General features: G+C 52.3%; 27 protein-coding genes and 1 tRNA gene. 11 read left to right on the forward strand and 17 right to left on the reverse strand.

The annotated features are described in order from the left end of the window. Positions 1–92: 92 nt before the first annotated feature. Positions 93–1,799 carry a potassium/proton antiporter gene (locus K7H09_RS20050; RefSeq protein ID WP_027959543.1) on the forward strand — a complete coding sequence of 569 codons (1,707 nt, stop codon included), beginning with the start codon at positions 93–95 and terminating at the stop codon, positions 1,797–1,799. 49 nt (positions 1,800–1,848) lie between these two features. After that, positions 1,849–1,939 (forward strand) — tRNA-Ser (locus tag K7H09_RS20055). A 133-nt stretch (positions 1,940–2,072) separates the two neighbouring features. Here the strand turns inward: K7H09_RS20055 and K7H09_RS20060 are convergent. Continuing rightward, positions 2,073–2,555 (reverse strand): tyrosine-type recombinase/integrase, encoded by a 483-nt coding sequence (locus tag K7H09_RS20060; RefSeq protein ID WP_230805702.1) that lies wholly within the window; start codon positions 2,553–2,555, stop codon positions 2,073–2,075. A 207-nt stretch (positions 2,556–2,762) separates the two neighbouring features. Between K7H09_RS20060 and K7H09_RS20065 the strand changes: the two genes are divergently transcribed. From K7H09_RS20065 to K7H09_RS20090, 7 genes are all read left to right on the forward strand, one after another. Continuing rightward, entirely contained in the window at positions 2,763–3,215 is a 453-nt protein-coding gene (locus tag K7H09_RS20065; protein WP_230805704.1) for a hypothetical protein, read from the forward strand. 27 nt (positions 3,216–3,242) lie between these two features. Beyond that, entirely contained in the window at positions 3,243–4,193 is a 951-nt protein-coding gene (locus tag K7H09_RS20070; RefSeq protein WP_230805706.1) for a DUF2971 domain-containing protein, read from the forward strand. Between the two features lie 315 nt (positions 4,194–4,508). Next, entirely contained in the window at positions 4,509–4,727 is a 219-nt protein-coding gene (locus K7H09_RS20075) for a hypothetical protein (protein ID WP_039859845.1), read from the forward strand. Between the two features lie 164 nt (positions 4,728–4,891). Beyond that, complete coding sequence (locus tag K7H09_RS24640; protein WP_083868822.1) at positions 4,892–5,023, forward strand: zinc ribbon-containing protein; 132 nt, start codon at positions 4,892–4,894, stop codon at positions 5,021–5,023. A gap of 78 nt (positions 5,024–5,101) precedes the next feature. After that, the gene (locus K7H09_RS20080) at positions 5,102–5,299 is read left to right on the forward strand and encodes a hypothetical protein (protein WP_230805708.1); all 198 of its coding nucleotides are present in this window, start codon (positions 5,102–5,104) and stop codon (positions 5,297–5,299) included. Positions 5,300–5,385: 86 nt separating this feature from the next. After that, on the forward strand, positions 5,386–5,652 hold the full coding sequence (locus K7H09_RS20085; RefSeq protein ID WP_230805711.1) for a hypothetical protein: 267 nt from the start codon (positions 5,386–5,388) through the stop codon (positions 5,650–5,652). A 17-nt stretch (positions 5,653–5,669) separates the two neighbouring features. After that, positions 5,670–5,843, forward strand: coding sequence for a hypothetical protein (locus K7H09_RS20090; RefSeq protein ID WP_230805713.1), 174 nt, complete (start codon positions 5,670–5,672; stop codon positions 5,841–5,843). 355 nt (positions 5,844–6,198) lie between these two features. Here K7H09_RS20090 and K7H09_RS20095 read toward each other — a convergent pair whose 3' ends face one another. The 9 genes from K7H09_RS20095 to K7H09_RS20135 all read right to left on the reverse strand — a co-directional run bounded on the left by K7H09_RS20095 (position 6,199) and on the right by K7H09_RS20135 (position 16,088). Then, entirely contained in the window at positions 6,199–6,540 is a 342-nt protein-coding gene (locus K7H09_RS20095) for a DUF5368 family protein (RefSeq protein ID WP_027959492.1), read from the reverse strand. An 11-nt stretch (positions 6,541–6,551) separates the two neighbouring features. Beyond that, positions 6,552–7,934, reverse strand: coding sequence for an NAD(P)/FAD-dependent oxidoreductase (locus K7H09_RS20100; protein ID WP_269064058.1), 1,383 nt, complete (start codon positions 7,932–7,934; stop codon positions 6,552–6,554). A 234-nt stretch (positions 7,935–8,168) separates the two neighbouring features. After that, positions 8,169–11,264 carry a molybdopterin dinucleotide binding domain-containing protein gene (locus tag K7H09_RS20105; protein ID WP_230805715.1) on the reverse strand — a complete coding sequence of 1,032 codons (3,096 nt, stop codon included), beginning with the start codon at positions 11,262–11,264 and terminating at the stop codon, positions 8,169–8,171. Next, positions 11,257–12,486, reverse strand: coding sequence for an NrfD/PsrC family molybdoenzyme membrane anchor subunit (nrfD, locus tag K7H09_RS20110; RefSeq protein ID WP_039859853.1), 1,230 nt, complete (start codon positions 12,484–12,486; stop codon positions 11,257–11,259). Before nrfD ends, K7H09_RS20105 begins: the two co-directional genes overlap by 8 nt. Next, positions 12,470–13,246: a sulfate reduction electron transfer complex DsrMKJOP subunit DsrO gene (dsrO, locus tag K7H09_RS20115; protein WP_039859855.1), complete on the reverse strand. Its 777-nt coding sequence runs from the start codon at positions 13,244–13,246 to the stop codon at positions 12,470–12,472. Before dsrO ends, nrfD begins: the two co-directional genes overlap by 17 nt. Before the next feature lie 291 nt (positions 13,247–13,537). Beyond that, positions 13,538–13,726, reverse strand: a complete 189-nt coding sequence (locus K7H09_RS20120; RefSeq protein WP_039859856.1) for a YgaP family membrane protein — start codon at positions 13,724–13,726, stop codon at positions 13,538–13,540. Between the two features lie 29 nt (positions 13,727–13,755). Continuing rightward, positions 13,756–14,358 (reverse strand): hypothetical protein, encoded by a 603-nt coding sequence (locus K7H09_RS20125; protein ID WP_230805717.1) that lies wholly within the window; start codon positions 14,356–14,358, stop codon positions 13,756–13,758. Further along, positions 14,318–14,908, reverse strand: coding sequence for a rhodanese-like domain-containing protein (locus tag K7H09_RS20130; RefSeq protein WP_230805719.1), 591 nt, complete (start codon positions 14,906–14,908; stop codon positions 14,318–14,320). Before K7H09_RS20130 ends, K7H09_RS20125 begins: the two co-directional genes overlap by 41 nt. Before the next feature lie 694 nt (positions 14,909–15,602). Next, positions 15,603–16,088 carry an Lrp/AsnC family transcriptional regulator gene (locus tag K7H09_RS20135; protein ID WP_022523400.1) on the reverse strand — a complete coding sequence of 162 codons (486 nt, stop codon included), beginning with the start codon at positions 16,086–16,088 and terminating at the stop codon, positions 15,603–15,605. A 142-nt stretch (positions 16,089–16,230) separates the two neighbouring features. Here K7H09_RS20135 and K7H09_RS20140 point away from each other — a divergent pair, with 142 nt between their 5' ends. Continuing rightward, positions 16,231–16,842 (forward strand): LysE family translocator, encoded by a 612-nt coding sequence (locus tag K7H09_RS20140; protein ID WP_022523401.1) that lies wholly within the window; start codon positions 16,231–16,233, stop codon positions 16,840–16,842. A 105-nt stretch (positions 16,843–16,947) separates the two neighbouring features. Here the strand turns inward: K7H09_RS20140 and K7H09_RS20145 are convergent, their stop codons facing one another. From K7H09_RS20145 to K7H09_RS20170, 6 genes are all read right to left on the reverse strand, one after another. Next, a complete protein-coding gene (locus tag K7H09_RS20145; protein ID WP_039859860.1) occupies positions 16,948–18,414 on the reverse strand; it encodes a dihydrolipoyl dehydrogenase in 1,467 nt (488 codons plus the stop codon). Continuing rightward, entirely contained in the window at positions 18,390–20,171 is a 1,782-nt protein-coding gene (locus tag K7H09_RS20150; RefSeq protein WP_230805721.1) for a SulP family inorganic anion transporter, read from the reverse strand. Before K7H09_RS20150 ends, K7H09_RS20145 begins: the two co-directional genes overlap by 25 nt. A gap of 53 nt (positions 20,172–20,224) precedes the next feature. After that, the gene (locus K7H09_RS20155) at positions 20,225–20,653 is read right to left on the reverse strand and encodes a TIGR01244 family sulfur transferase (RefSeq protein ID WP_039859863.1); all 429 of its coding nucleotides are present in this window, start codon (positions 20,651–20,653) and stop codon (positions 20,225–20,227) included. Positions 20,654–20,698: 45 nt separating this feature from the next. Next, the gene (locus K7H09_RS20160) at positions 20,699–21,607 is read right to left on the reverse strand and encodes an MBL fold metallo-hydrolase (protein WP_022523405.1); all 909 of its coding nucleotides are present in this window, start codon (positions 21,605–21,607) and stop codon (positions 20,699–20,701) included. A gap of 44 nt (positions 21,608–21,651) precedes the next feature. Beyond that, positions 21,652–22,305, reverse strand: a complete 654-nt coding sequence (locus K7H09_RS20165; protein WP_230805723.1) for a peroxiredoxin — start codon at positions 22,303–22,305, stop codon at positions 21,652–21,654. 721 nt (positions 22,306–23,026) lie between these two features. Next, the gene (locus tag K7H09_RS20170) at positions 23,027–23,203 is read right to left on the reverse strand and encodes a hypothetical protein (RefSeq protein WP_230805725.1); all 177 of its coding nucleotides are present in this window, start codon (positions 23,201–23,203) and stop codon (positions 23,027–23,029) included. A 401-nt stretch (positions 23,204–23,604) separates the two neighbouring features. Between K7H09_RS20170 and K7H09_RS20175 the strand changes: the two genes are divergently transcribed. Beyond that, positions 23,605–24,615 carry a LacI family DNA-binding transcriptional regulator gene (locus tag K7H09_RS20175; protein ID WP_230805727.1) on the forward strand — a complete coding sequence of 337 codons (1,011 nt, stop codon included), beginning with the start codon at positions 23,605–23,607 and terminating at the stop codon, positions 24,613–24,615. A 131-nt stretch (positions 24,616–24,746) separates the two neighbouring features. Here K7H09_RS20175 and tal read toward each other — a convergent pair whose 3' ends face one another. Beyond that, a complete protein-coding gene (gene tal, locus K7H09_RS20180; RefSeq protein ID WP_230805729.1) occupies positions 24,747–25,700 on the reverse strand; it encodes a transaldolase in 954 nt (317 codons plus the stop codon). Positions 25,701–25,745 lie beyond the last annotated feature (45 nt).

The raw sequence follows: 25,745 nt of genomic DNA on the forward strand, positions 1-25,745 counted from the left end.
GCCCCTTGAGCATAAGGGGGCGCTGAGAAGAGACAGTAAATTCAACGGTTACATGCAATAATAGCGCTGTATTGATGTAGAGACGGAGAGTCATGGACACAATTTATACGTTCTTTTTGGTAGGCGGTTCTCTTATGGCCCTCAGCATTTTGGCCAGCCGCTTATCGTCGATGATGGGTGTGCCGCTGCTGCTGATCTTCCTTGGGCTAGGCATGCTAGCAGGTGAAGAGGGCGTACTGGGCGTAGTGTTTGACGATTACTCCATGGCCTTTGCCATCGGCCACCTCGCGCTGGCCATGATTTTGTTAGACGGTGGCTTACGTACTCGCCTCAAAACCTTCCGAGTGGGTTTTAAACCCGCGCTTTCCCTCGCGACCTTTGGCGTCTTTATCACCAGCGCCATTGTTGGCGTTATCGCGATGTGGATTTTTGACCTAACGATAGTACAGGGCCTGCTGGTTGGCGCCATCGTAGGTTCAACCGATGCCGCTGCGGTTTTCTCCATGCTTAGCGGTCGCGGCGTTAATCTCAACGAACGGGTAGGGGCGACGCTGGAGATCGAGTCGGGTACCAACGACCCGATGGCAATTTTCCTGACCCTGATGCTGGTTGAGCTGCTTGTTGGTGATATTGGCGGCCCCGTTGAAACCCTGCTGTTTTTCCTTTCCCAGTTTGGTATTGGTTTGGTTGTCGGCCTAGGGGGCGGTTGGCTGAGTGCCAAGCTGCTTCGCTGGCTCGATTTAGCCCCAGGCCTTTATGCCATGCTGGCGCTGGCGCTGGGGTTCAGCGTATTCGGTTTAACCAGTGTGCTGGGCGGTAGCGGATTTTTGGCCATCTACCTTGCTGGTTTGATGATTGGTAACCAGCCTGGGCGCCACCTTAACTTTATTCTGCCGGTGCACGACGGCTTGGCGTGGCTAAGCCAAATCGGCCTGTTCCTGGTACTTGGCCTGCTGGTTACACCCAGTGAGTTATGGGACGTGGCACTGCCCGCGGGTTTGGTGGCACTGGCGCTCATCTTTATTGCCCGCCCGTTGGCGGTGCTGATCACCATCAAACCGTTCTTTAAATTCCGTTGGCGGGAAACCTTCTTCATTGCCTGGGTGGGCTTGAGAGGGGCGGTGCCTATCGTGCTGGCTATTTTCCCGGTTATCGGTGGGGTAGAAAACGCCTCGCTCTACTTTAATGTGGCCTTCGCCGTGGTATTGATGTCGCTACTGATTCAGGGCGGCTCACTGACGCTGATGGCCAAGTGGTTGAAGGTTGAAGTGCCGGTAGGCACCGTGCCTAACCGGCGCGGCCCGCTGGGCATCCTGCCGGAAAACGACTTTGAGCTGTTTGTGTACGGGGTCGAAAACCAGGATTTAGAGGATGTGCCCATCCGGCTGCTGCGTTTTCCATCAGGTGCTTTGATTTCCGCGCTGTTCCGCGACCACGCCATGCTGCACCCCAAGGGCAGCACGCGCTTGAAGCTGGGCGATGTGATTTGTGTGATCGGCCGCTCAGAGGACTTGTACGCGCTTAACCGACTATTCAATGGCGATGCCAAGCTCAAGCAGGAGCGCGCCTTCTTCGGTACCTTTACCCTGGATGGCAGCGCGCAAATGCAGGATATCGCCCAAGCCTATGGCCTAACGCTCAGCCCCGGTGAGCAGGACATGACACTGGCGGAATTTATCGCCCTGCGCGTGGGCGGCCACCCGGTTATCGGGGACGACGTCGATTGGCACGGCATTCATTGGGTGGTCAGCGATATGGAAGGCGGAAAGATTACCCGCGTCGGGTTACGTTTGTACTAAAAGGCGTTGACTTCCAAGGAAAAGCTGTTAGTATACGCACCCATAAGCCGGAGGGATGGCAGAGCGGTTGAATGCACCGGTCTTGAAAACCGGCATAGGTTAATAGCCTATCCAGGGTTCGAATCCCTGTCCCTCCGCCACTTATTCAAGGGAATCAGCTACTTAGCTGGTTCCTTTTTTTATGTCTGGGCATCGGAAAAGGGCGAAAATATAACGAGGGGAACACCTACCGTTATACTGCTCCAGCCAGACCAGTGCATAATAGACTAATGTCTAATTCTTCAGGAACTCTCCCGCCCCTAGCGTGCTTACCGTCAACACTCGCTTAGCACGTAGATAGACCTCCGTCGTTCGCCGGTCGCTGTGCTGCAAATTAGTCATGGCGTCATAGCCTTGGTCATCTGCATCAGTTGCGTGCTTGGCGCGTATATCATGCTCGGTAAACCGTTCGATGTGGCCCTCATGCATTGCCTTACGCATCCCGTACTGCCAGCGACTGTGAAACTTATCCTTGTTGTAAGGCATGCCGTCCCGCTTACAGAACAGCATAGGGCCTTGCTTACTCCGGCCGAGATTGTCGGCCTTTATCTCCTGCACTAAACGCCTCAGCTCATCATCCCAGGGGATAACAGCTTGTTTGCCTGCATTGCTGCTGCGTAAAACGATGCCGTATGGGGTGAGCTGAATAAGGTGAAAAGCGTATGGGATCAAGTCGTTGATGAAAGAAAACGCAACGCTAAGAGCAACAAAACGCAACAGATGCGCAACAACGCAACGAAAACGCAACGGTAGGGGGAAGTGATGCGATATATCTCAGCTCGACAGATGATTTTTGACGCGTATCACGAGCAGCGTGGCAGTGTGATGGCGTACGCGCAGTAGATAGCGCGGATGGGTGCGCAGGTGCAGACGACTCAGCGCAATAACTACGTGACGAATTGTGAATGGACTGGAAGCGGATGCGTGATCAGTGCCGTTGAGAATCAGCCGGTTCACTTAGCAGCGCTGACCCGCTACTGCTTTGGGCCGTTTACCAAGGGCGAGTTAGCGGGGTATAGAGAAATTGTCGAGATAGCGCTGTACCAGCAAATGATTCATGAGGGTGTGAAGCTACCAGGGCAGGATAAAGGTAAGCCGACTGTTCAGCAGCTTGAGGCGCTTAGATACCTGTGCATGGCGGCGCTGTATCATCATAGCGAGGTGACTTGGCCGTATTCGAGGCCGGGTTTGCACTCGCCTAATGCCGTACGTAAGTGGTTTAATGAATACTTAGGTGCTGAGATTGACGTGCGATTTTGGACAAGGAAAGGCAGAACGACTTGGGGGTGTTTATGGGGTCAAGCGTTGCTGATAATTGATCGATGGGAGCAGAGAGTTCTTCAGCGAGTTGCTGTTCTTATTAGAATGGCTGCATAATCTTTTAGAACAAATATTGGTGAGTGTATGAGCTTTAGAGAGAGTTTTTTAGATGAGGTACGTAGTGAAGGAGATTTAGATCCATTTGTTTATGTAAAGATGTCGAATGAATCTATGCCAGAGGAGTTCTACAGATATAGAGCTTTCAGTGATAATAATAAAGATGCTTTGCGTAATGGCTATGAATGGATGTCATATCCTAATGAATACAACGACCCATTTGATGCTAGGCTTTTTTACGATGCTGATGATGTAATCAATTATGTATTGAATAGCTTACTTGTTTCGAGACTTGATAAAGACGAGCTAAAGATATCAAGAAAAATAATAGGAGTTAAAGAGATTGATTTAAACGCAGGTCGCTTCGACAACCAGTTATTGCAAGGTGCTCGGAAAAAAGGTGGAAAGCTTACTTCTAAAGTTAAAGGGCTTGTGAGCAAGGTCGATGAAATAATTAAAGTATTGCCTAAAGATTTAGATAGCGAGTTAGAGAAGCATGTTAGAGAGAGGTCAATGATATGTTCCTTCACAACCACATGTGACAATGAACTTATGTGGGCTCATTATACATACTCTCACCAAGGATATTGCTTAGAATATGGGCAACCAGACATTCACCCTCAAAAAGGTGGCCTCCTTCTTCCTGTAGTATATCGGGAGAAGCCGCTGTTCGTGACGGGGTTTATGAAAGACTCTTTTCCAGACGGTAAAAATGCAAGCAAAGCAGTGATTGGAAGTGCTATCGTAAAGTCAAAGCGATGGGAGTATGAGGATGAATGGCGCTATTGCTTGCTCTGCAACGAGGAGAGCAGACATCTTAAAGCGTTCAAACCGAAGAGGCTACTGTTAGGTTGTAACGCAAATGAAAGCACTAAGAAAGAGCTTATAGAGATATGTCAACAAATTGGTCTACCTATGTATCAAATGGAGAGATCGCCTAGCTCGTTTGCAATCGTCATCGGCAAGCAATTGGTATGATTTGCAACCTGCATCATTTTGGTTTAAAGCAAAAACATCATCTACATCTACGCCCTGGCTTTGAGCTGGGGCGTTTTGCTATAAGGCCCTGCGAGCGCCGCCGTTGCTGCCAGGTTTTTTTAAACCCACATATTCCAAGCGATGTCGCCAATACCCACAATTGGTAGACCATAACCGGTACCGTTGTTGGTACGCTCGTCGGGGCGTTGTTAGGCGATTTTATTTCTCACTGGGTAACCCTCAATACACAATACAAAAATGTCGTTATTTCTAATACTTCTACTTAATACTTGCTTACTCAGGGAGAGGATATATATGCCAAAAATTCGGTTCTACCATAATATTGACACAGAGATGACGAAAAATAGCTTCGAAGAAGCATTTTCAAGCGCAGACACTACATTTGAAATGTCACGAGTACCTATGTTTAAAGAGAATATACGTGTTAAGGAAATAGAGTTTGAAGTAGTGAGGGTTACTCATGTCTTAGATGATGATTATGATGCGGCTGTAGAGGTAAAACTTTACTTATAGTTTTGATCTCTATGCATGAATAGCTAGTATATTCCCACTATCCCATTTTCGCCTCGGCTTTGACAGGGCGTTTTGCTTTATAAGTTGGCTACATCTAATTTGGTGATCTAGGATTAAAATACCCCACCCAGGGGTTCACAGCCAAAAGATGAGGAGCACTATCTATGCCTACTACTGGTGAAAAACCTGGCAAAGGTACATACACTTGCAAGAATTGTAATGAGAAAGTCACTCTAGATGACCACTCTGATACGATGCCTCCTTGCCCTCGATGCCACGGCACTGAATTTAGCTAACAGCAGTATTTTCCAATAGGCCCTGCCAGACTCTGGTGGGGCCTTTTATTTTCTACTGTCGTGAGACAGCAGGTGTCTATGCCCCGTATTACTCCCCAAGCCGCTGGCGGCAGTAACGTCTGCGCGTTTCTCGACGTGTTGGCGTTTGCCGAGATCGGCAAGCCGATGTTGCAAGACCCACGCACCGATGACGGTTACCGCGTCATTGTGGGCTCTATCCCTAGCAAGTTGATCCTGCTCGATGATTACGCCGACCACACCCGCGCCAAAGCGTGAAGGTGCGTAAAGGCCTGCACTCAACAGCCGCAGGCCGGTATCAGTAGCTAAACCGCTTTTGGCCTTATTACCGTGACCAGCTTGGCTTGCCTGATTTCGGGCCAATCAGCCAAGACCGGGGTGCCATTCAGCAAATCCGAGAACAGTGCGCCTTGCTCCTCATTCAAGCGGGCGAGATTGCCGAGGCTATTCATCGGTGCCGAAATATCTGGGCATCGCTGCCAGATGCAGGCTACGGCCAACATGAGCATTCATTAGAGCGCCTGCTGCTGGAGTTTAAGCGCGCCCAAGGTGAGCTGTGTGCTAACGACCAGACCTGGTACGAGCGCGCCAAGTTACGGAGGGCGGCGTAATGCCCCAGGAGCGCGACGTGAAACCATCCGTATTCGAGCGGCATATGCAGACAGGAATCCAAGTGCTGCTGGTGGCACTGATCATTTGGGCGGGTACCGAGCTTGTGAAGCTGGGCCAGCAATTGGTTGTTCTTGAGGAGCGACTGACAACCCCCCATGCATGGAAAGCATTAAACGGGTTCGGGATTTGAATTCGCTAGCAGTATTTCTTGATTCCTGAGTCCATAGAATAATAACTGCAGTAATACGGTAGAGATAGATACTATATCGTCAAGACGGTGATGAACTGAAAGCTTAAAAAGGGAGGTATATTGTTCTTTGCGAGTCGAGAGATCTCTGTAAAAAGGCAATCAATTCATCGCTGTGCTGTGCCAGGCTTGGTGTTAAGTCGTGCCCATGGCACTATGTGTAACACGGCATTAGTAGAAGGAAGAGTGATGGCGTATTGTCGCATCATGAGGCGCGAAGGTACGGTGCATCACTCTATATGAGCCGTTTGACTGGGGTTAGCAAACGCTAATCTTTCACGTGCTGTCATTGGTAAGGTCACTCCTTGTCCTGAAAGCTAATCAAATAGCTCAAGGGATGCAGTATGATAAATGCAATAACACTCGTGGCAGCGGCAGCACCTATCAGCGCTATCCAGTCAAATACTGTTGCTACATAGCCAAGCGTCGAGTGAGTGAGCCAAGGAACCCAGAGTATTGCTGTTAGCCCGATTAATAGGGCTAATAGGTTGGTGAGACGGCTACGGTGGTGAGTGATCTTATAGCCGCGTAGATAAGTGAGCAGGTGCAGGGCGATAATAACGATTAATCCCATTATGAGCAGCCACTTAAAGGGTGCTAAGGCGTACATCAATATGGTCAGCATACCGTCAATGGACATGTCAGCTCTCCTTATGCTTTGCCTTCAAGCACAGCATAGTAAGCGGGTTGAAGCATGCGGTCTTTCATTACCCATACGGCCCAGGACTCTTCAGTGGGATCAATGAAAGGGAATGAAGGCATAAATGCGAAGTTATCGGCGTAACCAAACTCTACCAGCATGGCCTTGCCTATGCCGGTAATCATGGGGCACGAGGTATAACCGCTATGGCTTGCAGGAAGCGCATTCCCTTGCATCACGGCAAGTAGGTTCTCTTCGACTACCGGTGCTTGCGCTTTAACGCTGGCGGCTGTTTTATTAATTGGGGCACCAATCACATCGCCAATCCCAAATACCTCGGGGTAACGGTTGTGCTGCAGCGTGTGGATATCAACATCTAACCACTCGCCCCTAAACGGGCCGTCTTGTGCGATGAGAGCACTCTGTTTGACAAAATCATGGGCACTCATGGGAGGCACGACATGAAGAAAGTCGTAGTCTGCGATGACTGTTGGCTGGTCATCGCGTCTGAATTCAGCTTCTCGAAGTTGGTGGTGGGATGTGAACTCGCTTTCAGGCCCTACAAAAGCAAATTCAGCCTGTTTGGCTTGAGGGTCAATGGCGGAGAGTCGATAGTGGTGACGTCGGTTAACGCCTTGGCTATCAAAGCGCTGTTTAACGAACTCATCGACCCAGGGTTGAGAGAAAAGACTAGCGCCGGGAGCCATATAGTCCACATCAAAAGCGTCACGTCGCCCGGTGTCTTCTAAACGACTTAGTGTTGTGAATGTCATTTTTAGCGGTGCCCCGGCGCACTTTACGGGTGTTGGGGCCGCGGTAAATATCCCTCTTCCATGACCGCTCTGGAGCCACGTTTGAATTGCCTGGTTAGTGCGTGATGCTCCCTCGATACCTGCATACACACTGCCAATCCCGTGCTGCCCAACCAACGCTGGTGTCATACCATCGATCAAGTGGTAATTGAGCTGAATGCCGGAGGCCACAATTAAGAAATCGTATTCCAGCGTTTCGCCACCGACGAGAGTTATACGCTTGCTGTCAGCATCAATGCTGTCTGCGTAGTCACGCAACCATTTGACTCCTCGTGGAAGAAACTGTGCATTAAGGCGCATTGTTTTTTCTGCAGCCCATATCCCAGAAGCTACCATTGTCCAGCCCGGTTGGTAGTGGTGAGTTTCGCGAGGTTCCACGAGTGTGATAGTTCCTCCCTGTAGGCGTCTGGCGAGTCGGTTCACCATTGCCATGCCTGCTGCACCGCCACCAACAATCACGATATGTGCTTGTGTTCGCAGAGTGCTAGCAGATAACCCGCTGAACGGTAGTAAGCTACCCACACTCAGCCCAGAGCCAACTTTCAATAACTCTCTTCGTGTCAATAACGGTGATTTTTGCATGGAAGACTCCTTCAGCGCGTGCTGATATATTTCTTTTGGGAATATCCTTATTCAATTATGTGATTTTTGCGTAAGAAAGCCATAAACATTTTGTCTTACTTAACAGAAATGCCCTTTATAAACAGTCAGAAGTAGATTTTGAAAATGTATCAATGAGCTTCATCACTCATTCGGTAGGAAGCTCTGCAGCAATTCCCACAGAATGATCCATCAGCTCTGAAAAACGATTATCAGCTAAACTCGACTAACCCTTACCGGCAAACCCTGGCGCACGCTGGCCCCGCTGATGGGCTCAAGCCAAGTGCCATCCACGTTCCTCGTGGGGTCTTTAAAGCCTAGATCGTTGATATTGATACCCGCGCGCATCCAAGGCATATCCGGTTGAGATTCACCGTCGATAATATGTGGCGTTGCGCCTAAATCCCGGTGGCCATAGCCGTGCTCAATGCCCAAGGCACCAGGTATTACGCTTTCACTGACTAGCGCCAACCCGACCACGCTTCCGCCAGGGCTTTCTATGCGAATGGTATCGCCGTGCTGGATACCAAAGCGCTCTGCGTCTTGGCGGTGCATCTGTATCGGGTTGTAAGGCTTGATCATACGCAGCCGCTCACTGCCGATAGCGTAAGAGTTCATCAGGTTGGATTTGAACGAGAACGCCAACAGCGGCCACTCTTGCTCCGAAAACACCTCGCGCATGGGTTGCTTGTTCGCCATCTGAGGTAGCTTATGGCAGGGGACGCCGCTATTGGGCAGGCCATTAGTGGTATCAATGCTGGTGCCGACTGATTCGTTGTAAACACATAGCGTTTGCTTCCACTGGTATTTCAATTTTTCACCTATGAAGTGCTCGCTGGCATCTTCAAAGCGTCCACCCCGGGCATAGAGATAGGCTACTCGAGCGCGTTCATCAGTTTTTAGCGTTCGTGCGATTTTAGGCACCAGTGGGGCAATGCCTCCATGGGCAACATCAGCATCGTCGGCTTCTGGCAAGGGTTCTTCTTGAAAAGCGATATTGGCCGCGGCCCGCAGATAATAATCCTCTGCGCGATTGAGCGGGTGCAGATTGCCCTGGGCATCGGGAATTGCGTTGTCGCCAAAGCCGGGCAGGCCAAGCCGTTTGGCCACAGCGATAAAAAAGCTGTCCATAGACACCGGTTCGCCCTCAGCGGTTTTTTGCTGGCGCGGCTCCACCACGGGCCAGCAGGCGGTGGTCAGCTTGCCCAGGGTGCCTTTCCACGCGCCCGTAAAGCCCCACACCTCATACATCACAGAATCAGGGACGATGTAGTCGGCGTAGCGGTTGGTTTCATTGATAAAGCCATCCACGGCAACAAAGAGTCCCAGCCGTTTGGGGTCTTTCAGCTTATCGACAATGACGCCTTTTAGGCCAGCCTGACCATAAATCGGGTTAGCCATACAGCCAATCACCGCTTTGATGGGGTAAGGATAGCCATCTAGTGCCGAGGGTAGGTGCTCTGTGAGCGTCGGCGGCGCCAACGAGCGCCACGGCGCTCTAGCCGGGTAAGGGTTTTCGCCTGCGGCGACTTTGCGCTGATACTCGGAAGACTTTTCGTAGGGGAAGCGCGAGCGGGATAGAAATACCCCCTGCGGCGCGCGCTTACCAGGAAAGTTGGCTAAATCGTAGCGTGGGCCCTCGCCGGTACCGCTGTAAGTGCCGCCGCCCACGGCGCTGCCACCCTTCATGTTGTAGTTGCCCGCCAGTAGGTTCAGCATTTGCACGCTAAACGCGGCGTAGAAACCGTTACCCGACATCATGCCGCCGTGACAGTTAACAGCGGCTTTTCTGCCATGGCTGGCATAGCGGCTGGCCAATTCAATAATCGTCGCCTTTGGAATGCCACAATGTTCTGCGTAGGTATCTAGGTCGTACTCGTGGGCAGATTCGCTTAGCAACGTCAGACTGCTTTTGACGGTCACGGTGGTGCCATCGGCAAGCTCAACCGGACGTTCGGCTAAGAGCTCGGCGGTCATCACCTCTTCGCTTAGCGCGAGTTCGCCATTGGCCACTACCACCGGCGAGTCAGCATCGCTACCCGCTTCCGCTAGGCCCAGGTCGCTGGCGCGAAGAAAATAACCTCTGCGCGGGTGTTCATAAGTGTCAATTACCAAATGAGTGGCGTTGGAGTGGGTGGTTTCGCCCGCTGCATCGGCGGCGGCTTTGCCGGGCAGGGCTAGGAAGTCGCTAGCATACCCCTGGTTGTCAAGTAGCCACTGAATGATTGCCATGGCAAAAGCGCTGTCTGTCCCAGGACGAATAGGCACCCAGCGGTTGTTGTCAGCTGCGTGGGAGGTGGCAGCATTGAGCGCTGGGTCGACCACCACGTAATCCAATGTACCGGCTGCACGGGCTTGGGCAATCAAGCGGCCTTGGCGCTTAAACGGGTTGCCCGCTTGGCTGGGCGCACAGCCGATATACATGATGAAACGTGCGTTTTGGATATCTGGCTTAACGTGGGCGTTGGTGACGATATTGTTCATCACCGCGCCAGATCCCATGCGGAAAGCCAACCCGCAGTAAGCGCCATGGTGACCATAATTGCGGGTAGCAAAGGCATTGAGGGTAAAGCGCTTGAGTAGATCTGAGCGCCCGTAGTCAGTGGCTTCCATCACCATTAATTGGTTGGCCTTGGGGCCATATTCAGGATTGTCAGGGTCGATCAGTGTGTCGTGATCGCGAATATCGCGCAGTCCATCAACGTGGCCTTCGCTAAACAGGTCGCCACCTTCGCAGATTTCTTCAATGAGTTTCTCAAAGGAGATTTTCTGCCATTGACGGCTGCCACGTTTGCCTACTCGTTTTAAACAGTGGTCGACACGGAAAGGGTTGGTAATTTGGCTCATCATGGCATTGCCACGGGCGCAGGCGGTGGAGCGGTTTATCTGGCCCTGTCCGCCATAGGCGCTAACACTGCGCAGTGCATCCGCCACCGGTGTACGCATGGGTAAATGGTCGTCGGCGGACAGCGGGTGGTAGGGATTGCCTGATACCCGCAGTACTTCGCCAAGGGTGTCATCGACCCTTACTCTCACGCCGCATCGGGTCGTACAACCGTAGCAAATAGTGAAGGCGACCCGCTGGTCGGGGGTCAAAGTGAGTTCGCCAGTGTCTAAATCGACTCGGTATTCTGGGGTCAGCGAGTTGCCATGAATATTGTGTCTGGGTTTTTCACCCGCGCTACCAGTAATGCCCTTAGCCATTTTTGCCAATGGGTCGGCATAGCCCACGGCAAAGGTGGCTGCACCACCAGCGGCGGCAGCGCCTTTTAGAAAACGGCGGCGTGACGGATCTTGAGTAGACTTAGGCATGACTAGACGCTCCTTTTTTCGCGGTGAGAGAATGAGTAGAAGCATCTTGGGTAGCGTGAGTGGGCGTTGCTATAAGGCCGCCCTGTTGGGCCTGCCGCCAGGGAATAAACAGTTCAATCAGTAGAATAGCGGCGAGCCAGAGGCCGAAGGTGCCAACAATGCCTAAAATACCGGAAGAGCCCGCGGGAATGCCGTAGTGATGAAAGCCTGCGCTGTTGCGGGCCACATGCTGAACATCCATCAGCACCACCCAGCGGAACATCCAGCCCATGTGTATGGCTACGAGGCCTAGCAACCATGCCCAGGCAAACAGTGCTGGCTGGCTAGAGGTTAGGACAACGCGCGCGTGCTTCTGGCGCAGGGTAGGGCGAGTCAGTAAAAACAACACGGCGGCAAATAGCGCTAAGCCAGTAATCCCTCCCCATAGGGCGGTATTGCGCCACGAGTCGCTATGGCTCACGGATTCCAATGCGGCGGCAACTGAGCCTACGTGTGCATTCACGCCATCCAAAAACCAGCTAATCGCAATCAAGCCTGCTAGCGCACAGGTCACTAGCAGCACATACAGCATCTGTCGTATAGCGGTTTGCGAGCAAAGCCTACTAACCCGGTTCAGCACTAATACCAGCCCGGAGGCAGCGATAAACCCGGTGGTCGCTAGCATAGGCGGTAGCCATACGGTGTTCCAAAGCGGGCGAGCTTTTACAATTGCCAGCTCCGCACCGGTGTAAAGCATAATGCCGCTGGAAAGCCCCAGCGCAGCCAGACCTACCACGGCGACCAGTGCTCGTGGCGTAATGCCACTGCCCAGTGAAAGCCAAGTAGCTATCATGCCGCTGAGTCCTGGTGTGCTGCGCTGCGCCTGCAGCGCGGGTCGCCATGCCAGCCAAGCAAGGCCAAGCACACTAACCAAATAAAGCGGCAGAACAACGCTGCCAATCGACATCCACGAGTGGCTATTGGCGTAAGCGTAGAAGTGCCAGAACCGCAGCGGCTGGTGCAAATCCGCGAGTAGCGCAACGGGCGCGACCAGCGTAGTGCTAACGCAAGCGATTAGCGCCAGACGCGCGGTAGGCAGCCAGGCTTTTTTGCCGAGTACCAGTGCTGGGGCGGCTAGCCACAGGCTGGCGTAGGAAACCGCAATCATAAAAAAGTACTGCACCGCCCACGGGTACCAGGCGATGTCATAGCGCGGTGCCAGTAGCTCAATGGTGGAATTCATAGCCCATCTCCTGACCGTGGGGATCGAGTACTTCGAGCGCGACGGGTTCTGCCGTAGGACGCGTGGTGAAGCGCTCATCCATGCCTAGGTAGAACACCTGAGGAAGGGTGTGTTTTTCGGGTTGTAGCACCATCAATGCATCGCGATGTTCGTGAATCATGCGGCTGATTTGGCTTTGAGGATCGCGCATATCTCCAATCACGCGGGCACCACCTACGCAGCTCTCAACGCAAGCGGGCAATAGACCGGCTTCTAGACGATGGGCACAGAAGGTGCACTTGTCGGCGGTTTGAGTGCGTTGGTTAATAAAGCGAGCATCGTAGGGGCAGGCGTTAACGCAATAGGCACATCCCACACAGCGGTCACTATCGACCACCACAATGCCATCCCGCTGCTGGTAAGTGGCTTCTACGGGGCAGACCGGGACGCAGGGCGGGTTTTCACAGTGGTTACACAGCCGTGGCAGCATAAAGGTGGCTAGCTCGCCGCTTTCCTGGTGCTGTACTTCATACTGGGAAACCGTGGTGCGGAATTGGCCCAGCGGTGCAGCGTTTTCGATATGACACGACACCGTACAGGCCTGGCAGCCAATGCACTGGCGTAAATCGACAAGCATGCCGTAGCGTTTAGTGGGGTCGCCTTCATGGCGGGCAGGCTGCTGATTGATGCCAGCTTGGGCAAGGCTTGAAAACGGTATCAGCGCAGCGCCGGCGCTTAAACGTACCATTTGACCCAAGAGCGAACGGCGTATTGCGTCCATAGTGCCTCCTTGGCGAATTAAACGGCATTCGCATGGGCGAATGGTCGGAATACGCTTAGGTTACGCCTTTTGTTAAAGGAAAAAATTGATACGTATCAATTGGTTAGGGTGTATCTCTTAATGCTCCCTTAATGTTAAATGGCTAAGTGTTTGTTCTGTATGCGGAGTTTCATTTAGCATTAAACAATTGAATGGCGACAAGGGTAATTTTTAGCGCACATATATAAAAAAGCGCTTGCTCTAATAAACATGGCAAGCGCTATTTCTATGGTCTTGTTTGCTTAATAGGCACTATTTGGTTTTGCAGGTATTGAAGCCTATTAATCTATAAGCTGGGCAGAAGTTAAATAGCCCGGTGGCTAGCGGCAATACGCCGATCCAGCCCCACACCCCGATAGTGCCTGTTAGGGCCAGTACGATCAGTGCAATCCCAATCAGGATGCGTAAGATTTTATCGATACCACCGACATTGCGACTCATAATTGACTCCTTAATTTCAATTTGGGTACTCAAAAACTGTAAACAGGAATGGACGGATCGCGCATCATTTCCGCTATGGGGCCAGGTGCCGCCACACCCACGCCTTCAAGAAGGTCGTCTTCTTCGTTTTCGCTGTTGGGCAGGTAAATGGCACATACATCCACCGTTGCGCCACTCTCTAAAAGCATATTAAGCATGTCTTCCGGCTTGACTTGGCCTGCCGGGTTGCTCGGTGGCGTGTTGATAGCTTCCGCACTTGCGTATCCCCCGACGGCCAAATCACCAGCAGCATCACAAAGCAGTATATGCAGGTGGGTACCTTGCTGCTGCATGGCGTTGGATAGAATCATGGCCATGCTTTGGGTCTGCAGTGAATCGCTAGTAAGGATAACTAAGGCCTGATCTTCAGCTCCGTTGCTACCATGGCTGTCAGCCATTGAGAAACTAGAGAAACCGATAGCAGCAGTAGCAGCTGCCAGTACCAAGATCGTATTGCTGGTCTTATGTGTTGTAGTCATGCGGCCACCTCGTTGGGTTTGATCAATATCTTGGCCCTGCTGGTTATCAAGCAGTGGCCCATTTATCTGAATCTTAGTGGGCAGGGCGCCATGCCACATCAGGGTTAATGTCATAGCTCCATGGAAGGCCCGAGTTGCGCCAACCATCCTGCGCTCTTACGCCCTGGGAATTACCCTCCTTGAGCTTTTCACCCTCGAAACCGTCGGTCATGGAATAGACTTCGCTGTATCCCATCTCGGCGATCACATCGGCAGCGGGAGCGCTGCGGGTGGCACCGGAGCGACACATGACAATGATCGGATCTTCTTTGTTTACGCCTAGAGCGTCTATTTTTGCTCTTACTTGCTCTTCGAAGTCAGCATTTTTGACCATTGGCCAAGTCTTCGCTTCTTCATCGAAATTATCGCGCTCGGCTAGCACCCAGGGCACATGGATATCGGTGGGCTCGGCGAAGCCAGTAAACTTGATCTCAATGGGGTCGCGTACGTCGATGAGTACAGCACGATCGTTATCTTGCATGAGGTTATGAGCCTCAATGGCCGTGGCATAGAGACCTAATGTTGTTTCCCGGTAGGCCTCGACTTCGTCTGCAATAGAGGGTGTGGCTCCTAAGGCCATCTTGATTCCGATGACGGTAGCCATTGGGACTAAAGAACTTTTCATAACTATTTCCTCTAACGTAATAACTTAAGTATCATCGTTTGAGGATAGCCCTCTTTCTGCTTAAAAACACGAGGCATATGGCCACAGCTTGATCCATATCAAGCTCATATGATTTTGGCTCTTCGTCATTCGGTATGGAATTATTTCTGACAGTTGACCTGTGGGAGGTAGCTTTAGCTCGCGACCGTTTAGGCTGCCAGCCTGACAACACCGGGGTACCTTCGGTACCCTTCGCTGAAGTGTCGGACCACCGCTGGAAGCGGGCTCCCACAACAGACAGTTGGCTTGGTGGTTTCTGTCTGAACCGTGAAGCACAAAATGTGCCGGTTACTATTAAATCCACATGAGATGACGAATAACCATGATTTTTCGGGGTCGTAAAATGACGTCACTATGAGGGAGTCTTTTTTCTCAATGACAAGGACAAGCATTGCCCCATTGCCTAGACCCCAGAGAAAACAGTTAGGCTTGGTGGATTCAGAAGGAGAAAACTTAAAACAAGATGACAACTCGGATATCTTAAGGCGTTACTGGCTCACAGTACCCAAATCAAGCGCCGCTGTAGGCTGACTTTATGCGGCTACTGGTGAGGGGAATAGCCAGGCTTTGGCTAATCACCTTTTTCATATGGGTATTCGTGGGTTTAGCGTTAAATTGCATCAAACGAGCGCGCCACTATCAATAAGTTTCTCAACTAGGTCTTATTGTTGTTAGCTAATGGTAAGGTGCCATACTCTTTCACGGGCTGGATAGCAAAGTTACTGCGAATATCACTCACCCCAGGTAGGCGAAGCAGTGTCCCCGTTAGAAACGCCTCATAAGCCGCCAAACTAGGTACCACCACCTGCAGTAAAAAATCAGACTCCCCAGAGACTAAGTGCGCAGTGACGACTTCTGGCAGATTGACTACTGCCTCACGGAAGGCATTAGCCTGCTCTTCATGGTGACGTTCAACCTTGATACCCACAAACACCGTTAGCTCAAGCCCGACCCCTCGCCGATCAAGCTCAGCATGGTAACCACGGATAATACCGCTAGCTTCTAAGCGTCGCACTCGGCGTAAACAGGGAGATGGCGACAAGTTTACTTTCTCCGCGAGCTCCACATTCGTTAAACGGGCATCACCTTGGAGCAATGCAAGAATGCGGCGGTCGATAGCGTCTAACTGACCAATTGGCATGAGTGATTATTTTCCTGTTAAAAATTGACACAAAATACCAATAAATATCATTTTTAAAGTCAAAATGGCAAGAAAACGCTCATCTCTTTAAAGGTACCATAGCGCTTGCGAAGACACTATTTGTGACCTTAAGGAAGCAGCGATGGAAATTGGTCTTTTTATTAGTGCATTAGCCATTGTTTACCTAATTCCTGGTCCCGATATGTTGCTTGTGTTGCATACCAGTAGCTCTCAGGGGCGTGGTCATGGGCTAGCCACAGCGTTAGGGCTAGGCATAGCCCGAGGGCTGCATGTGGCATTAGCAGGGTTGGGTCTAGCGGCGCTATTTACCGCCGCCCCGTGGCTATTTGATGTGGTTCGTTACTTGGGCGCAGCTTACCTGGTTTGGGTAGGTGTGCAACTTATCCGTAGTCGGCATAGCTCTGATAGTAATCATCACCAAGCATCACTCAAAGGCAGCTATTATCTAGCTTGGCGTCGAGGGCTTCTAACTAATTTGCTGAACCCGAAATCGCTGCTTTTTTGTTCGGTGTTACTGCCCCAATTTATACATACCCAGCAAGGTGCCGTCGCACTTCAGTTCACTTTACTGGGGGCGGTGCTAGTGGGGGTGGGGCTGCTCTATGATGTGCTATATGCTTGCCTGGGAGCGCAGATGCAACGCTGGTTTGCCAGCCAGCAGAAACGGCAAATATTTCAGCGATGGGTGTTTGGAACGCTGCTTATTGGCTTTGCGCTGCGGTTAGCCGCTTAAAATTGCTATCCTAGTGTAATAAAGCCCCGCAAGCAGACGCAGGACTTGGCCGCCAAGATGAATGAGGCTGATTAGTGAGGGAGGTTAGTTATTTTAGTCATTTCCTTAATCGCCTGGGCCACACTCCATACAGTGCTCAGTAATGGCAGGCCCTTGTTGGAGATTTGCCTGTAAATCGCGCAACCCTGACCTTAAACCCTCTTCAAGTACCGGATGGTAAAAGGGCATAGCGAGCATCTGGCTGACGGTTAGCTTTTGCTCCAGTGCCCAGGCAAGCAAATGGGCTATGTGCTCAACCTGGGGCCCGAATAGCTCCGCGCCTAAAAACTGTCCGCTGCCGTGCTCCGCATATAGCTCGAAATAACCTTTATGTTCCCCCATGACTAGTGCACGGCCTTGATCAGCAAAGGAAACTCCGCCTTCAGCTATGCAGCCGCAGCCGCCATAACGAGTGTCTAACGTAGCGCGACTCTCACCCACAATTGCCATCTGGGGTTCGGTAAATACAATCGCCAGGGGGACGTTACGCTGACCCACTTGCACATCATCCAAATGAGCGGCATTTCGTCCTGCGATTTTGCCTTCTGTGATGGCTTCGTGCAGTAGCGGTACCGACTGATTTGCATCACCTGCGATAAAAATATGGCTTGGTGTGTTTTGTGTACTTAGGCATTGCAAAGTAAAGCGATTAAATTCAGGTACGCCGTGTTTATTCAGCTTGAGTCCGGCCTGCTCGATGGCTAGCTGATCCACGTTGGGCCGACGCCCTGTTGCGGCCAGGACATACTCGAATGTTTCGGTGAGTTTTTGCCCCCGGTCACGTTCGAAAAACGTAATGGCAACGGCGTTATCGGTATGTTCAATCTTGTCGAGATTGGCATCAGGATCCAGATACAGCTCGCGATTGAATGTCTCGTCCGCCAGTTGGCGGAGTTTTTCAGATTGAAAAGGCCCAATCGCACCCCCCACGCCAAACGTACGAGTTCTCACACCTAATCGGCTAAGCGCTTGACCAAGCTCCATGCCAATAACGCCAGGACCGATCACAGCGACTGATGCAGGCAACGTTTCCCAGTTGAACACGTCATCATTAATGATTAACCGATCGCCAGCGCCTTCCAGCAGCTTTGGCCATGTGGGCCGCGAACCCGTGGCAATGATGATGGCCTCGGCGGTAAGCCGGGTATGCTCATCTATGACCAATGTATGTGGATCAATAAAACGCGCGTGGCCACTCAGCAGGTTGGATTCAGGAATCGTTTTCATCGATTTCAGTACATTACTGACGAAGCGATCGCGCTCATGTTTGACTCTTGCCATAACAGCTTCGCCATCGATCACTACCTGATTGGCAGTGACACCAAACATCTCCGCTTTGCGCGCATTGTGTGCTGCATTGGCAGCGGCGATGAGTAGCTTAGAGGGCATGCAACCCACTCGGGCGCAGGTCGTGCCATAGGTTCCTGCTTCTATTAGTACTACCTCGTCGGTATGCTTGCGTGCAGCGTGCCACGCGCTAAGGCCAGCGCTACCTGCACCAATAATGGCTATCTTGGCGTGTCGCTGTTGCATGACGTTGTCTCCTCTCGTTGTGTTGGCAAGAGTGGTGAGTTGGCTTCGGCGGGATGGGCCAGTGCCTGCCAAGCATCAAAAGTCGTAAAAAACACCTGCCCGGTTAGCTCGCGACAGAAGTCAGTGTGTTGTAACCGATCCATCACTGGCCCTTTTACTTCCGCTAGGTGCAGCTTGGCACCTGAATCGTTTAGTCGCGCGTTGATCGCCTCTAGGCTTTCGAGCGCAGACGCATCAATCACGTTAACTGCTTGGCAAGTCAGCACAATATGCTTAAGCGAGGGTGAGCGGGCGGCCAAGGCCATGACGGTGTCTTCCAAATAACGGGCATTGGCGAAGTATAGGCTTTCATCGATGCGCAGCATCGCAACGTTCTCATCGGTTTCGACCTGATGGCGCTTGACGTTACGAAAGTGCTCGGTGCCCGGCACGCGGCCAATCACCGCGCTGTGGGGCTGGCTGGTACGGTATAGATGCAGCCCAAGCGAGAGCACTACGCCGCTTATAATGCCTAGCTCCACGCTGTGCAGCAGAGTGAGCAGTAGGGTGGCCACCATGGCCAAGCCATCGCTACGGGAGTATTGCCAAGTACGTTTCACCGCCGGTAGGTCAATCAGCGTGCCGACCGCCACAATAATGGTAGCTGCCAGGGTCGCTGTGGGTAAGAATGCCAGTAGGTCGGTTAGCAGTAGTGTGGAAAGCATAATGCCCAGCGCCGTGAATGCTCCGGCCAGCGGTGTTGCCGCGCCTGCTTCAAAGTTGACTACCGAGCGGGAAAAACCGCCAGACACCGGCGAGCCGCCGCTGATACCAGCGCCCAGATTAGCCATGCCTAGTGCCATTAACTCTTGATTAGGATCTATACGCTGGCGGCGCTTGGCAGCCAGTGTTTGCGCCACCGATACCGATTCCACAAAGCCCACCAGGCTAATCAGCAGTGCTGCGGGTAATAGGCTAAGCCACAGCGATTGATCCAGGTTGGGCAGTGCAAGGGCAGGTAGACCGCTGGGTACCGCACCAACTAGTGCTACTCCACGCTGCTCTAGGTTTAGCCCCCAGGCCAGAAATGTGGTGACAATCACCGCCGAGATCGGAGCGGCTTTCACGATGAGCCCGGCAATGCTGGCAGAAACGCCGATAGCCGTCAGCCACGTATTTAACCGCTTGCGGCACATTAGCAGAAAGCTCCACACTCCTAGTCCGATCAGCAGTGTCGTTATATTGACCTGCTGCCACTGGCTCAGTAGCGCCCCTATAAGGTCAATGACGTTATGGCCAGATGCTTCTACGCCGAGTATATGTCTAAGCTGGCTAATCGCAATCAGTATGCCCGAAGCCGTTATAAATCCCGAAATTACCGGATGGCTCAAGAAATTAACTAAAAAACCCAGCCGCAGCACACCCATGGCGATCAATATCAGACCTGAAAGCGCCGCCAACACCAACGCTGCCCCAATGTATTCCGGGCTGCCAGGGGAAGCAAAATTACTCAGCGCCGAAGCGGTCATTAGCGCCGCTACGGCGACAGGCCCCACCGCTAAGCTAGCGCTGGTACCAAAAATGGTATACAGAACCAGTGGCAGCATGCTGGCATAGAGGCCCATTTCCGGCGGTAGCCCCGCCAAAAGAGCGTAGGCCAGCGCCTGCGGCACCAGCATTAGCGTAACAATTATCGCAGCCAGAGCATCCCGAGAGAGTAGCTTCCGGTTATAGCTGCGTAGCCAGCCGAACAGTGGCACCCAACGCTCAATGCTCATGTGACGTACTCGCCTGCTGATATGGCGTAATCACGACTAATGTCGTCGCACTGTTAGGTTTGTTGATCTTCGAGCCCTTGTCGGTGCTCTTCCAAATCGAAGCCTGCTGCTTTTGCAGCGTCAAATAGTTCAGCCAGGTCGCACTGCTCCGTTTGACGCTTAGCGTAGGCCCATAGATGGGTAGCCCGCTTACCGGTGCGGCAGAAAGCCAAAATAGGCCGGGGAAGTTGCTGTAACGCCTCAGCAAAGGCGGCAATATCCGCTTGGCTATAGTCACCGGGTGTGACAGGAATGTGCACCCACTGAAGGCCAATGTCTGCTGCTTTTCGACGGTAGGCGTCTTCACCCGTAAACTCAGCGCTTTCTCCAGGCTTGCAGTTACAAATAACCGTCTTGAAGCCTTTTGCTTTTACTTGCTCAAGCTCTTCTACCGTTAGCGCCGAGGTAATCTCGACATCGGTCTCTAAAGGCTGCGTTTGCATGGTCATGCTCCTTCTATCGTAGAGGTTCTGAAAATTAGTGGCTTATTAATCCCAAGCGGCGCCTTCAAGGGCATCCAGAGGAATTTTTAGGTAGCGCTTACCATTAGCTTCAGGCTCCGGCAGTCTTCCACCACGCGTGTTGACCTGTAGGGCGTGCAAAATCAGTTTGGGCATGGGCAATTCACTATCGCGCTTGTGGCGTAGAGAGAGGTAACCCGTTTCACTCATGTTGACTAAGTGTGGGTTATGTTTACGCTGCTCAGCGACCGTGCTTTCCCACTGGGGCTCGCGGTCATCGGGCATATAGTCGTGCCCGGTAAACAGCCGGGTGTTAGCGGGCAGCGATAGAATCTGTTGAATGGAGTGCCACAGTTCTTTGGCATCTCCACCGGGGAAATCCGCCCGAGCGGTACCAAAGTCTGGCTGGAATAGAGTGTCGTGCACGAAGGCCGTATCGCCAATCACATAGGTAATCGAGGCCAGCGTATGGCCGGGCGAGTAAAGTACGCGAGCATTAAGTTCACCGATGTTAAAGGTGGCGCCTTCACTAAACAGTGTGTCCCACTGGCTGCCATCGGTAGGCATTTCTGGCCAGTGATAGATCTCCTTCCAAAGTGTCTGCACTTTGGTGACATGCTGCCCAATAGCCGTGGGAGCACCTGTTTTTTCTTTCAAATAGTGTGCTGCAGAGAAGTGGTCGGCGTGTGGGTGGGTATCGAGAATCCACACCACCGACAGCCCCTCTTTTTCGATATAGGTCAGCAGTTCATCGGCGCAGTGGGTCGCGGTTGCGCCGGACTTTTCGTCAAAATCCAATACGGGGTCGATAATCGCACACTGCTTGGTAGCGGGGTCGCTCACCACGTACTGGATGCTAAAGGTACGTGGGTCAAAAAAACCGGCGACATCGGGCTTGCCTGTTCCAGTGTGCTTTGAAAGCTTAAAGGTATTCATGCGTAGTCCTCCTAAGAATTGAGGGATATCAGGGTGAGGAGCTTTCAGCATTCAAGTGTCTTTTTGCAGAAGTACCAGTCGGTGTATTCATAGCCTTCTGATTGACGGGCTTCCGCATCTTGCGAGGTGTGGGGCGGTGGAACGATGACTGGCTGGCCGGGCAACCAAGCTTCTGGTGTCGCCACCCCATGCTCATCGCTTGTTTGTAAGGACTTAACCAGGCGAAGCACTTCTTCCACCGAGCGGCCGTTGGTCATCGGGTAGTACAACATGGCACGCAGTACACCCTCTGGGTCAATCACAAAAGTAGCGCGAACCGCAGCGGTGTCGCTGGCACCTGGCTGAATCATTCCGTAGGCATTTGCCACTTTCATGTTGAGATCAGCAATAATCGGGAAGGTAATTTCAACCCCGAAGTTATCTTTAATGCTGCGTGTCCAGGCGATGTGTGAGTGGATGCTATCGATGGAAAGGCCCAGCAACTCCGTGTTGACCTCTTTGAACTGTTCTTCGTAATTCGCAAATGCCGAAAATTCCGTGGTGCATACAGGGGTAAAGTCCGACGGGTGGGCGAATAAAACCAGCCATTTACCTAAATAGTCAGTGAGCGACTTGTCACCATGAGTGGTTTTCGCGGTAAAAGCCGGTGCTGGACGGTTAATTTGTGGCATTACTGGTTGGGAAGTTTCGTTGTACATGTCGAGCTCCTGAGAAGTTAGTTTTTATTTCAGGAATAAGAATAGATTATTTTGTTATTAATAGGTAATAGTACAGCATTATGGCGGTGATAGGGTGAGTGGTACTCATATTTACGTTAATCGCCGCTGAGAAAGTGAGTCGCGCCGATTGTCGAAGTCAGCTTGGGGGTACTTGCACGGCTGAACCGCATTTACCGCTGAACCATTCCTGGGCCGTGGTGGGTCGTTGACTTAATGATCCGCTGGATCTGATCCGCCTGATAAGGGCGCTACTAGCTTGATAAACGCTTTGGTATGGATTTTACGATTATCTTCCTACCCCTAGGTGGCGAAATTTAGTATTGCGCGGAGTCTCTCGCGAGGGATATCTAAAGGCAGCCTGAGGCAAAACGCTGACTCAACGAGGACCTAGCCGAACAGGAAGCGGATAGGCGTCGGCATGGCGGGGATAAATCATCAGACGTTAACAGAGGCCATATCTGCCAGTGACTTAGCAACAAGTAGGGCGAGCCTCATTGGGCGTGAGGGTGATTTTTTGGTTTTTTTAACAGCAGCTAAATTTCAACTGTTTATATAGATGAACCAGGCTTAGGTGTAAGGCTTTCCTGCTTCATTAAGGGAGGTCAGTCAGCGCTTCAGGATGATTTTCAGCTACTTGTAGCAGTGTACGTACATTTCCAGCAGGCACACAGTGGTTCTCAGCCGCGAAGCCTACTGGGGCTTACGTCCAGCGCTTAGCAAATTCTCCTTGGGAGAGCCCCATGCGATGGCGAATTTCTGCGGCCTTGAGTACTTCTACTTGTGTCTCTCGAGCTGGTTTGCCTTGTTTCATTTGGCGTATGGATGTCAGCAGCGTATTGCCAAGCTCTTCACCGGTCATAAAGTCATCACTCTGCACCTTCAATCTCCTCCTCATTAATCTGTTTTAGGTCGGCAGGGGTGAGAATAGATATTTTGGGAGGCGATTGAGCGCTCCTGAACAGTTGAGCGCGTCACCTCTGCTGACGTGAGTAACAGCACGTTATGTGCCTTTTATGCCATTGAGTCACGTTGCACCAAACGAATAAACATTAAATTATCAGTTGGTTAGATTAAGTGGCAGCATAGCCTCGGTGTGTTGAAAACCGGCATAGGTTAATAGCCTATCCAGGGGTCGGATCCCTGCCGGTAGGTTATATCCATAAATCATCTCCATTTTCGTGAGCAGACCTTGCGTAGTATCCTTACGACGCTGGTGCTACTTCGTTGGGTACAGCGAGGGGTCATATCAAAACGATAAAATTCACAACAGAGTAAAGTATGGTAAGTCGCCACAAGGTTACTATCACCGACATCGCCGAACATGTGGGCATGACCAATATGACGGTGTCGCGTGCCTTGAACAATCCTGACAAGGTGAAAGTAGCGACTCGGGAGAAGATCCTAGCCGCTGCGAAGGAGTTGGGGTATGTCCCTAATGCTTTCGCTAGCCATCTTCGGAGTCGTAAGAACCGGCTGATTGGCCTAGTCACAGCAAGCGTGGATAATCCCTTTTATAGCGAGGTGATCAAGGCAGTTTCTCGTGCGGCTGAGGAGCGTGACTACACCATCATTCTGATTGATACAGATGGCTCGCCGCAGCGCGAGGAAGTGGCGATCGAAACTCTGCTCAGCTATCAGGTAGCCGGCATCATCCTTTCGCCCGTCTCCGACGCTGCCGCCTATCGCCCCGCTTACCTTGATCGCTTGCGTGCTACCCGCTTACCAGTGGTTATGCTGGATCGTACCTTGAACGTATCCGACTTCAGCCGTGTGGTACTGGACAACCGTCTTGCCGGGAGTCTGCTTGGTGAACTGCTTGTGAAGAAGGACATCCGTCGGGTGCTTGCGTTGACGGGGCCGCGTGACTCGCGGATCACCCAAGACCGGCTGATCGGCCTGAAGACAGCCTTTGACGTGGCGGGCGTCTCCTTAGTGGTGGAGCAGCGCCCCGGGGACTACACCTTGCAACCGGCCTATCGCGATATGGCCGATTACCTACGTCAGGGCAAACTCCCCGAAGCCGTGTTTGGGTTCAATCAGCTGATTACTTTGGGCGCCATGCGTGCCCTGCATGATGCACGTGTGTCTCGGGACGATGTGATGGTATTGGGGGTCGACCGTTTGCCTTATGCTGATATCTTCGAGGTGTCAGTGCCTTGTGCTGCGCATGACACCTACCGGTTAGGGCACGAGGCATTTCACATACTCTTTGAACAGATTGAGGATCCCATGGCCGCCAGCCGTGAGGTCGTGATCTCCGCCACACTTATATCCTCCGGCGGTAACTGACTAGTCATCAGCTTTCGTCTTGCATCATACCCTCGGAGAGCACGAAGCGGTCGCGGTTGGCCCATAGCGGGTTGGCCGGACTTGGCGTAAGGATTCCCAATCGGCGGCTAGTTGCAGTTCAGGTTACGAGCTCAGAGAGTCGCCAAACGGTCGGCGATCAGTTCCTCCAGGCGTTCCTGATCATCGGCGAAGCGCCGTATCCCCTCGGCCAGTTTGTCATTGGCCATGGCATCCTTGTTGTGATCCCAACGGAAGGCGGACTCTGAGAGTGGGGTAGGACGAGGGCCACCGTTGCGTGTCATTAACACCTTGGGCTCCACCGTGCCCGTTGCGGTAGCGAGTTCCTCAAGCAGCGTAGGTGAGATGGTTAGTCGGGGGCAGCCGGCGAGCGCCAGCACCTGGTCGACAGTGCGAAAGCTCGCGCCCATCACCACGGTGTCGAAGCCGCCTTGGCTGACCCGTTCGCAGACGCCGCGTACGAATTGCACTCCAGGGTCGTTCTCGGGGGGGAAATCCTGGCCAGTCTCCTTTTTGTACCAGTCAGTGACACGGCCGACGAACGGTGAGACGAGGAAAACGCCAGCATCGAAACAAGCTTTGGCCTGGGCGTCGCTGAACAGCAGCGTCAGGTTGCAGTTGATGCCCTCTTTCTCCAGCACCTCGGCGGCGCAGATGCCTTCCCAGGTTGATGCCAGCTTGATCAGCACTCGATCCTTGGACACGCCGCGTTGCTCGTAGAGCTCGATCAGCTCGTGGGCCTTGCGTATGCTGGCCTGGGTGTCGAAGGACAGCTTGGCGGCTACCTCGGTGGAAACACGGCCGGGCACCAGCTTGGCGATCTCGCTACCCATGGCCACGGCAAGGCGATCTACGGCATGCGCTTCTCGCCGGCCGTTATCCTCGGACTTGACCGCCGCGAGTTCCTGATCGATCAGTGCTTGGTAGGCCGGCAGATCGAAAGCCTTGAGGATTAGCGAGGGATTGGTGGTGGCATCATGGGGTTGATAGCGTTTGATGGCGTCAAGGTCGCCGGTGTCTGCGACCACCATAGAGTGCTGACGAAGGGCGTCGAGTCGTTGGGTCATGAAGTATCTTCCTCGAATAAGTGGTCGGTTATGTAAGGCATAGGG

It is taken from the genome of Halomonas sp. IOP_14, from assembly GCF_021021315.1.
Taxonomy (GTDB): domain Bacteria; phylum Pseudomonadota; class Gammaproteobacteria; order Pseudomonadales; family Halomonadaceae; genus Vreelandella; species Vreelandella titanicae.

Excerpts from the sequence above, each read along its gene's own strand:
- K7H09_RS20175 (WP_230805727.1), top strand. The coding sequence starts at position 23,605 with ATGGTAAGTCGCCACAAGGTTACTATCACCGACATCGCCGAACATGTG.
- K7H09_RS24640 (WP_083868822.1), top strand. The coding sequence starts at position 4,892 with ATGCCTACTACTGGTGAAAAACCTGGCAAAGGTACATACACTTGCAAG.
- K7H09_RS20140 (WP_022523401.1), top strand. The coding sequence starts at position 16,231 with ATGGAAATTGGTCTTTTTATTAGTGCATTAGCCATTGTTTACCTAATT.
- K7H09_RS20120 (WP_039859856.1), bottom strand. The coding sequence starts at position 13,726 with ATGAGTCGCAATGTCGGTGGTATCGATAAAATCTTACGCATCCTGATT.
- K7H09_RS20155 (WP_039859863.1), bottom strand. The coding sequence starts at position 20,653 with ATGCAAACGCAGCCTTTAGAGACCGATGTCGAGATTACCTCGGCGCTA.
- dsrO (WP_039859855.1), bottom strand. The coding sequence starts at position 13,246 with ATGGACGCAATACGCCGTTCGCTCTTGGGTCAAATGGTACGTTTAAGC.
- K7H09_RS20050 (WP_027959543.1), top strand. The coding sequence starts at position 93 with ATGGACACAATTTATACGTTCTTTTTGGTAGGCGGTTCTCTTATGGCC.
- K7H09_RS20095 (WP_027959492.1), bottom strand. The coding sequence starts at position 6,540 with ATGTCCATTGACGGTATGCTGACCATATTGATGTACGCCTTAGCACCC.
- K7H09_RS20165 (WP_230805723.1), bottom strand. The coding sequence starts at position 22,305 with ATGTACAACGAAACTTCCCAACCAGTAATGCCACAAATTAACCGTCCA.
- K7H09_RS20075 (WP_039859845.1), top strand. The coding sequence starts at position 4,509 with ATGCCAAAAATTCGGTTCTACCATAATATTGACACAGAGATGACGAAA.
- K7H09_RS20105 (WP_230805715.1), bottom strand. The coding sequence starts at position 11,264 with ATGCCTAAGTCTACTCAAGATCCGTCACGCCGCCGTTTTCTAAAAGGC.
- K7H09_RS20145 (WP_039859860.1), bottom strand. The coding sequence starts at position 18,414 with ATGCAACAGCGACACGCCAAGATAGCCATTATTGGTGCAGGTAGCGCT.
- K7H09_RS20070 (WP_230805706.1), top strand. The coding sequence starts at position 3,243 with ATGAGCTTTAGAGAGAGTTTTTTAGATGAGGTACGTAGTGAAGGAGAT.
- K7H09_RS20080 (WP_230805708.1), top strand. The coding sequence starts at position 5,102 with ATGCCCCGTATTACTCCCCAAGCCGCTGGCGGCAGTAACGTCTGCGCG.
- K7H09_RS20135 (WP_022523400.1), bottom strand. The coding sequence starts at position 16,088 with ATGCCAATTGGTCAGTTAGACGCTATCGACCGCCGCATTCTTGCATTG.
- nrfD (WP_039859853.1), bottom strand. The coding sequence starts at position 12,486 with ATGAATTCCACCATTGAGCTACTGGCACCGCGCTATGACATCGCCTGG.
- K7H09_RS20125 (WP_230805717.1), bottom strand. The coding sequence starts at position 14,358 with ATGACATTAACCCTGATGTGGCATGGCGCCCTGCCCACTAAGATTCAG.
- K7H09_RS20130 (WP_230805719.1), bottom strand. The coding sequence starts at position 14,908 with ATGAAAAGTTCTTTAGTCCCAATGGCTACCGTCATCGGAATCAAGATG.
- K7H09_RS20100 (WP_269064058.1), bottom strand. The coding sequence starts at position 7,934 with ATGCAAAAATCACCGTTATTGACACGAAGAGAGTTATTGAAAGTTGGC.
- tal (WP_230805729.1), bottom strand. The coding sequence starts at position 25,700 with ATGACCCAACGACTCGACGCCCTTCGTCAGCACTCTATGGTGGTCGCA.
- K7H09_RS20150 (WP_230805721.1), bottom strand. The coding sequence starts at position 20,171 with ATGAGCATTGAGCGTTGGGTGCCACTGTTCGGCTGGCTACGCAGCTAT.
- K7H09_RS20160 (WP_022523405.1), bottom strand. The coding sequence starts at position 21,607 with ATGAATACCTTTAAGCTTTCAAAGCACACTGGAACAGGCAAGCCCGAT.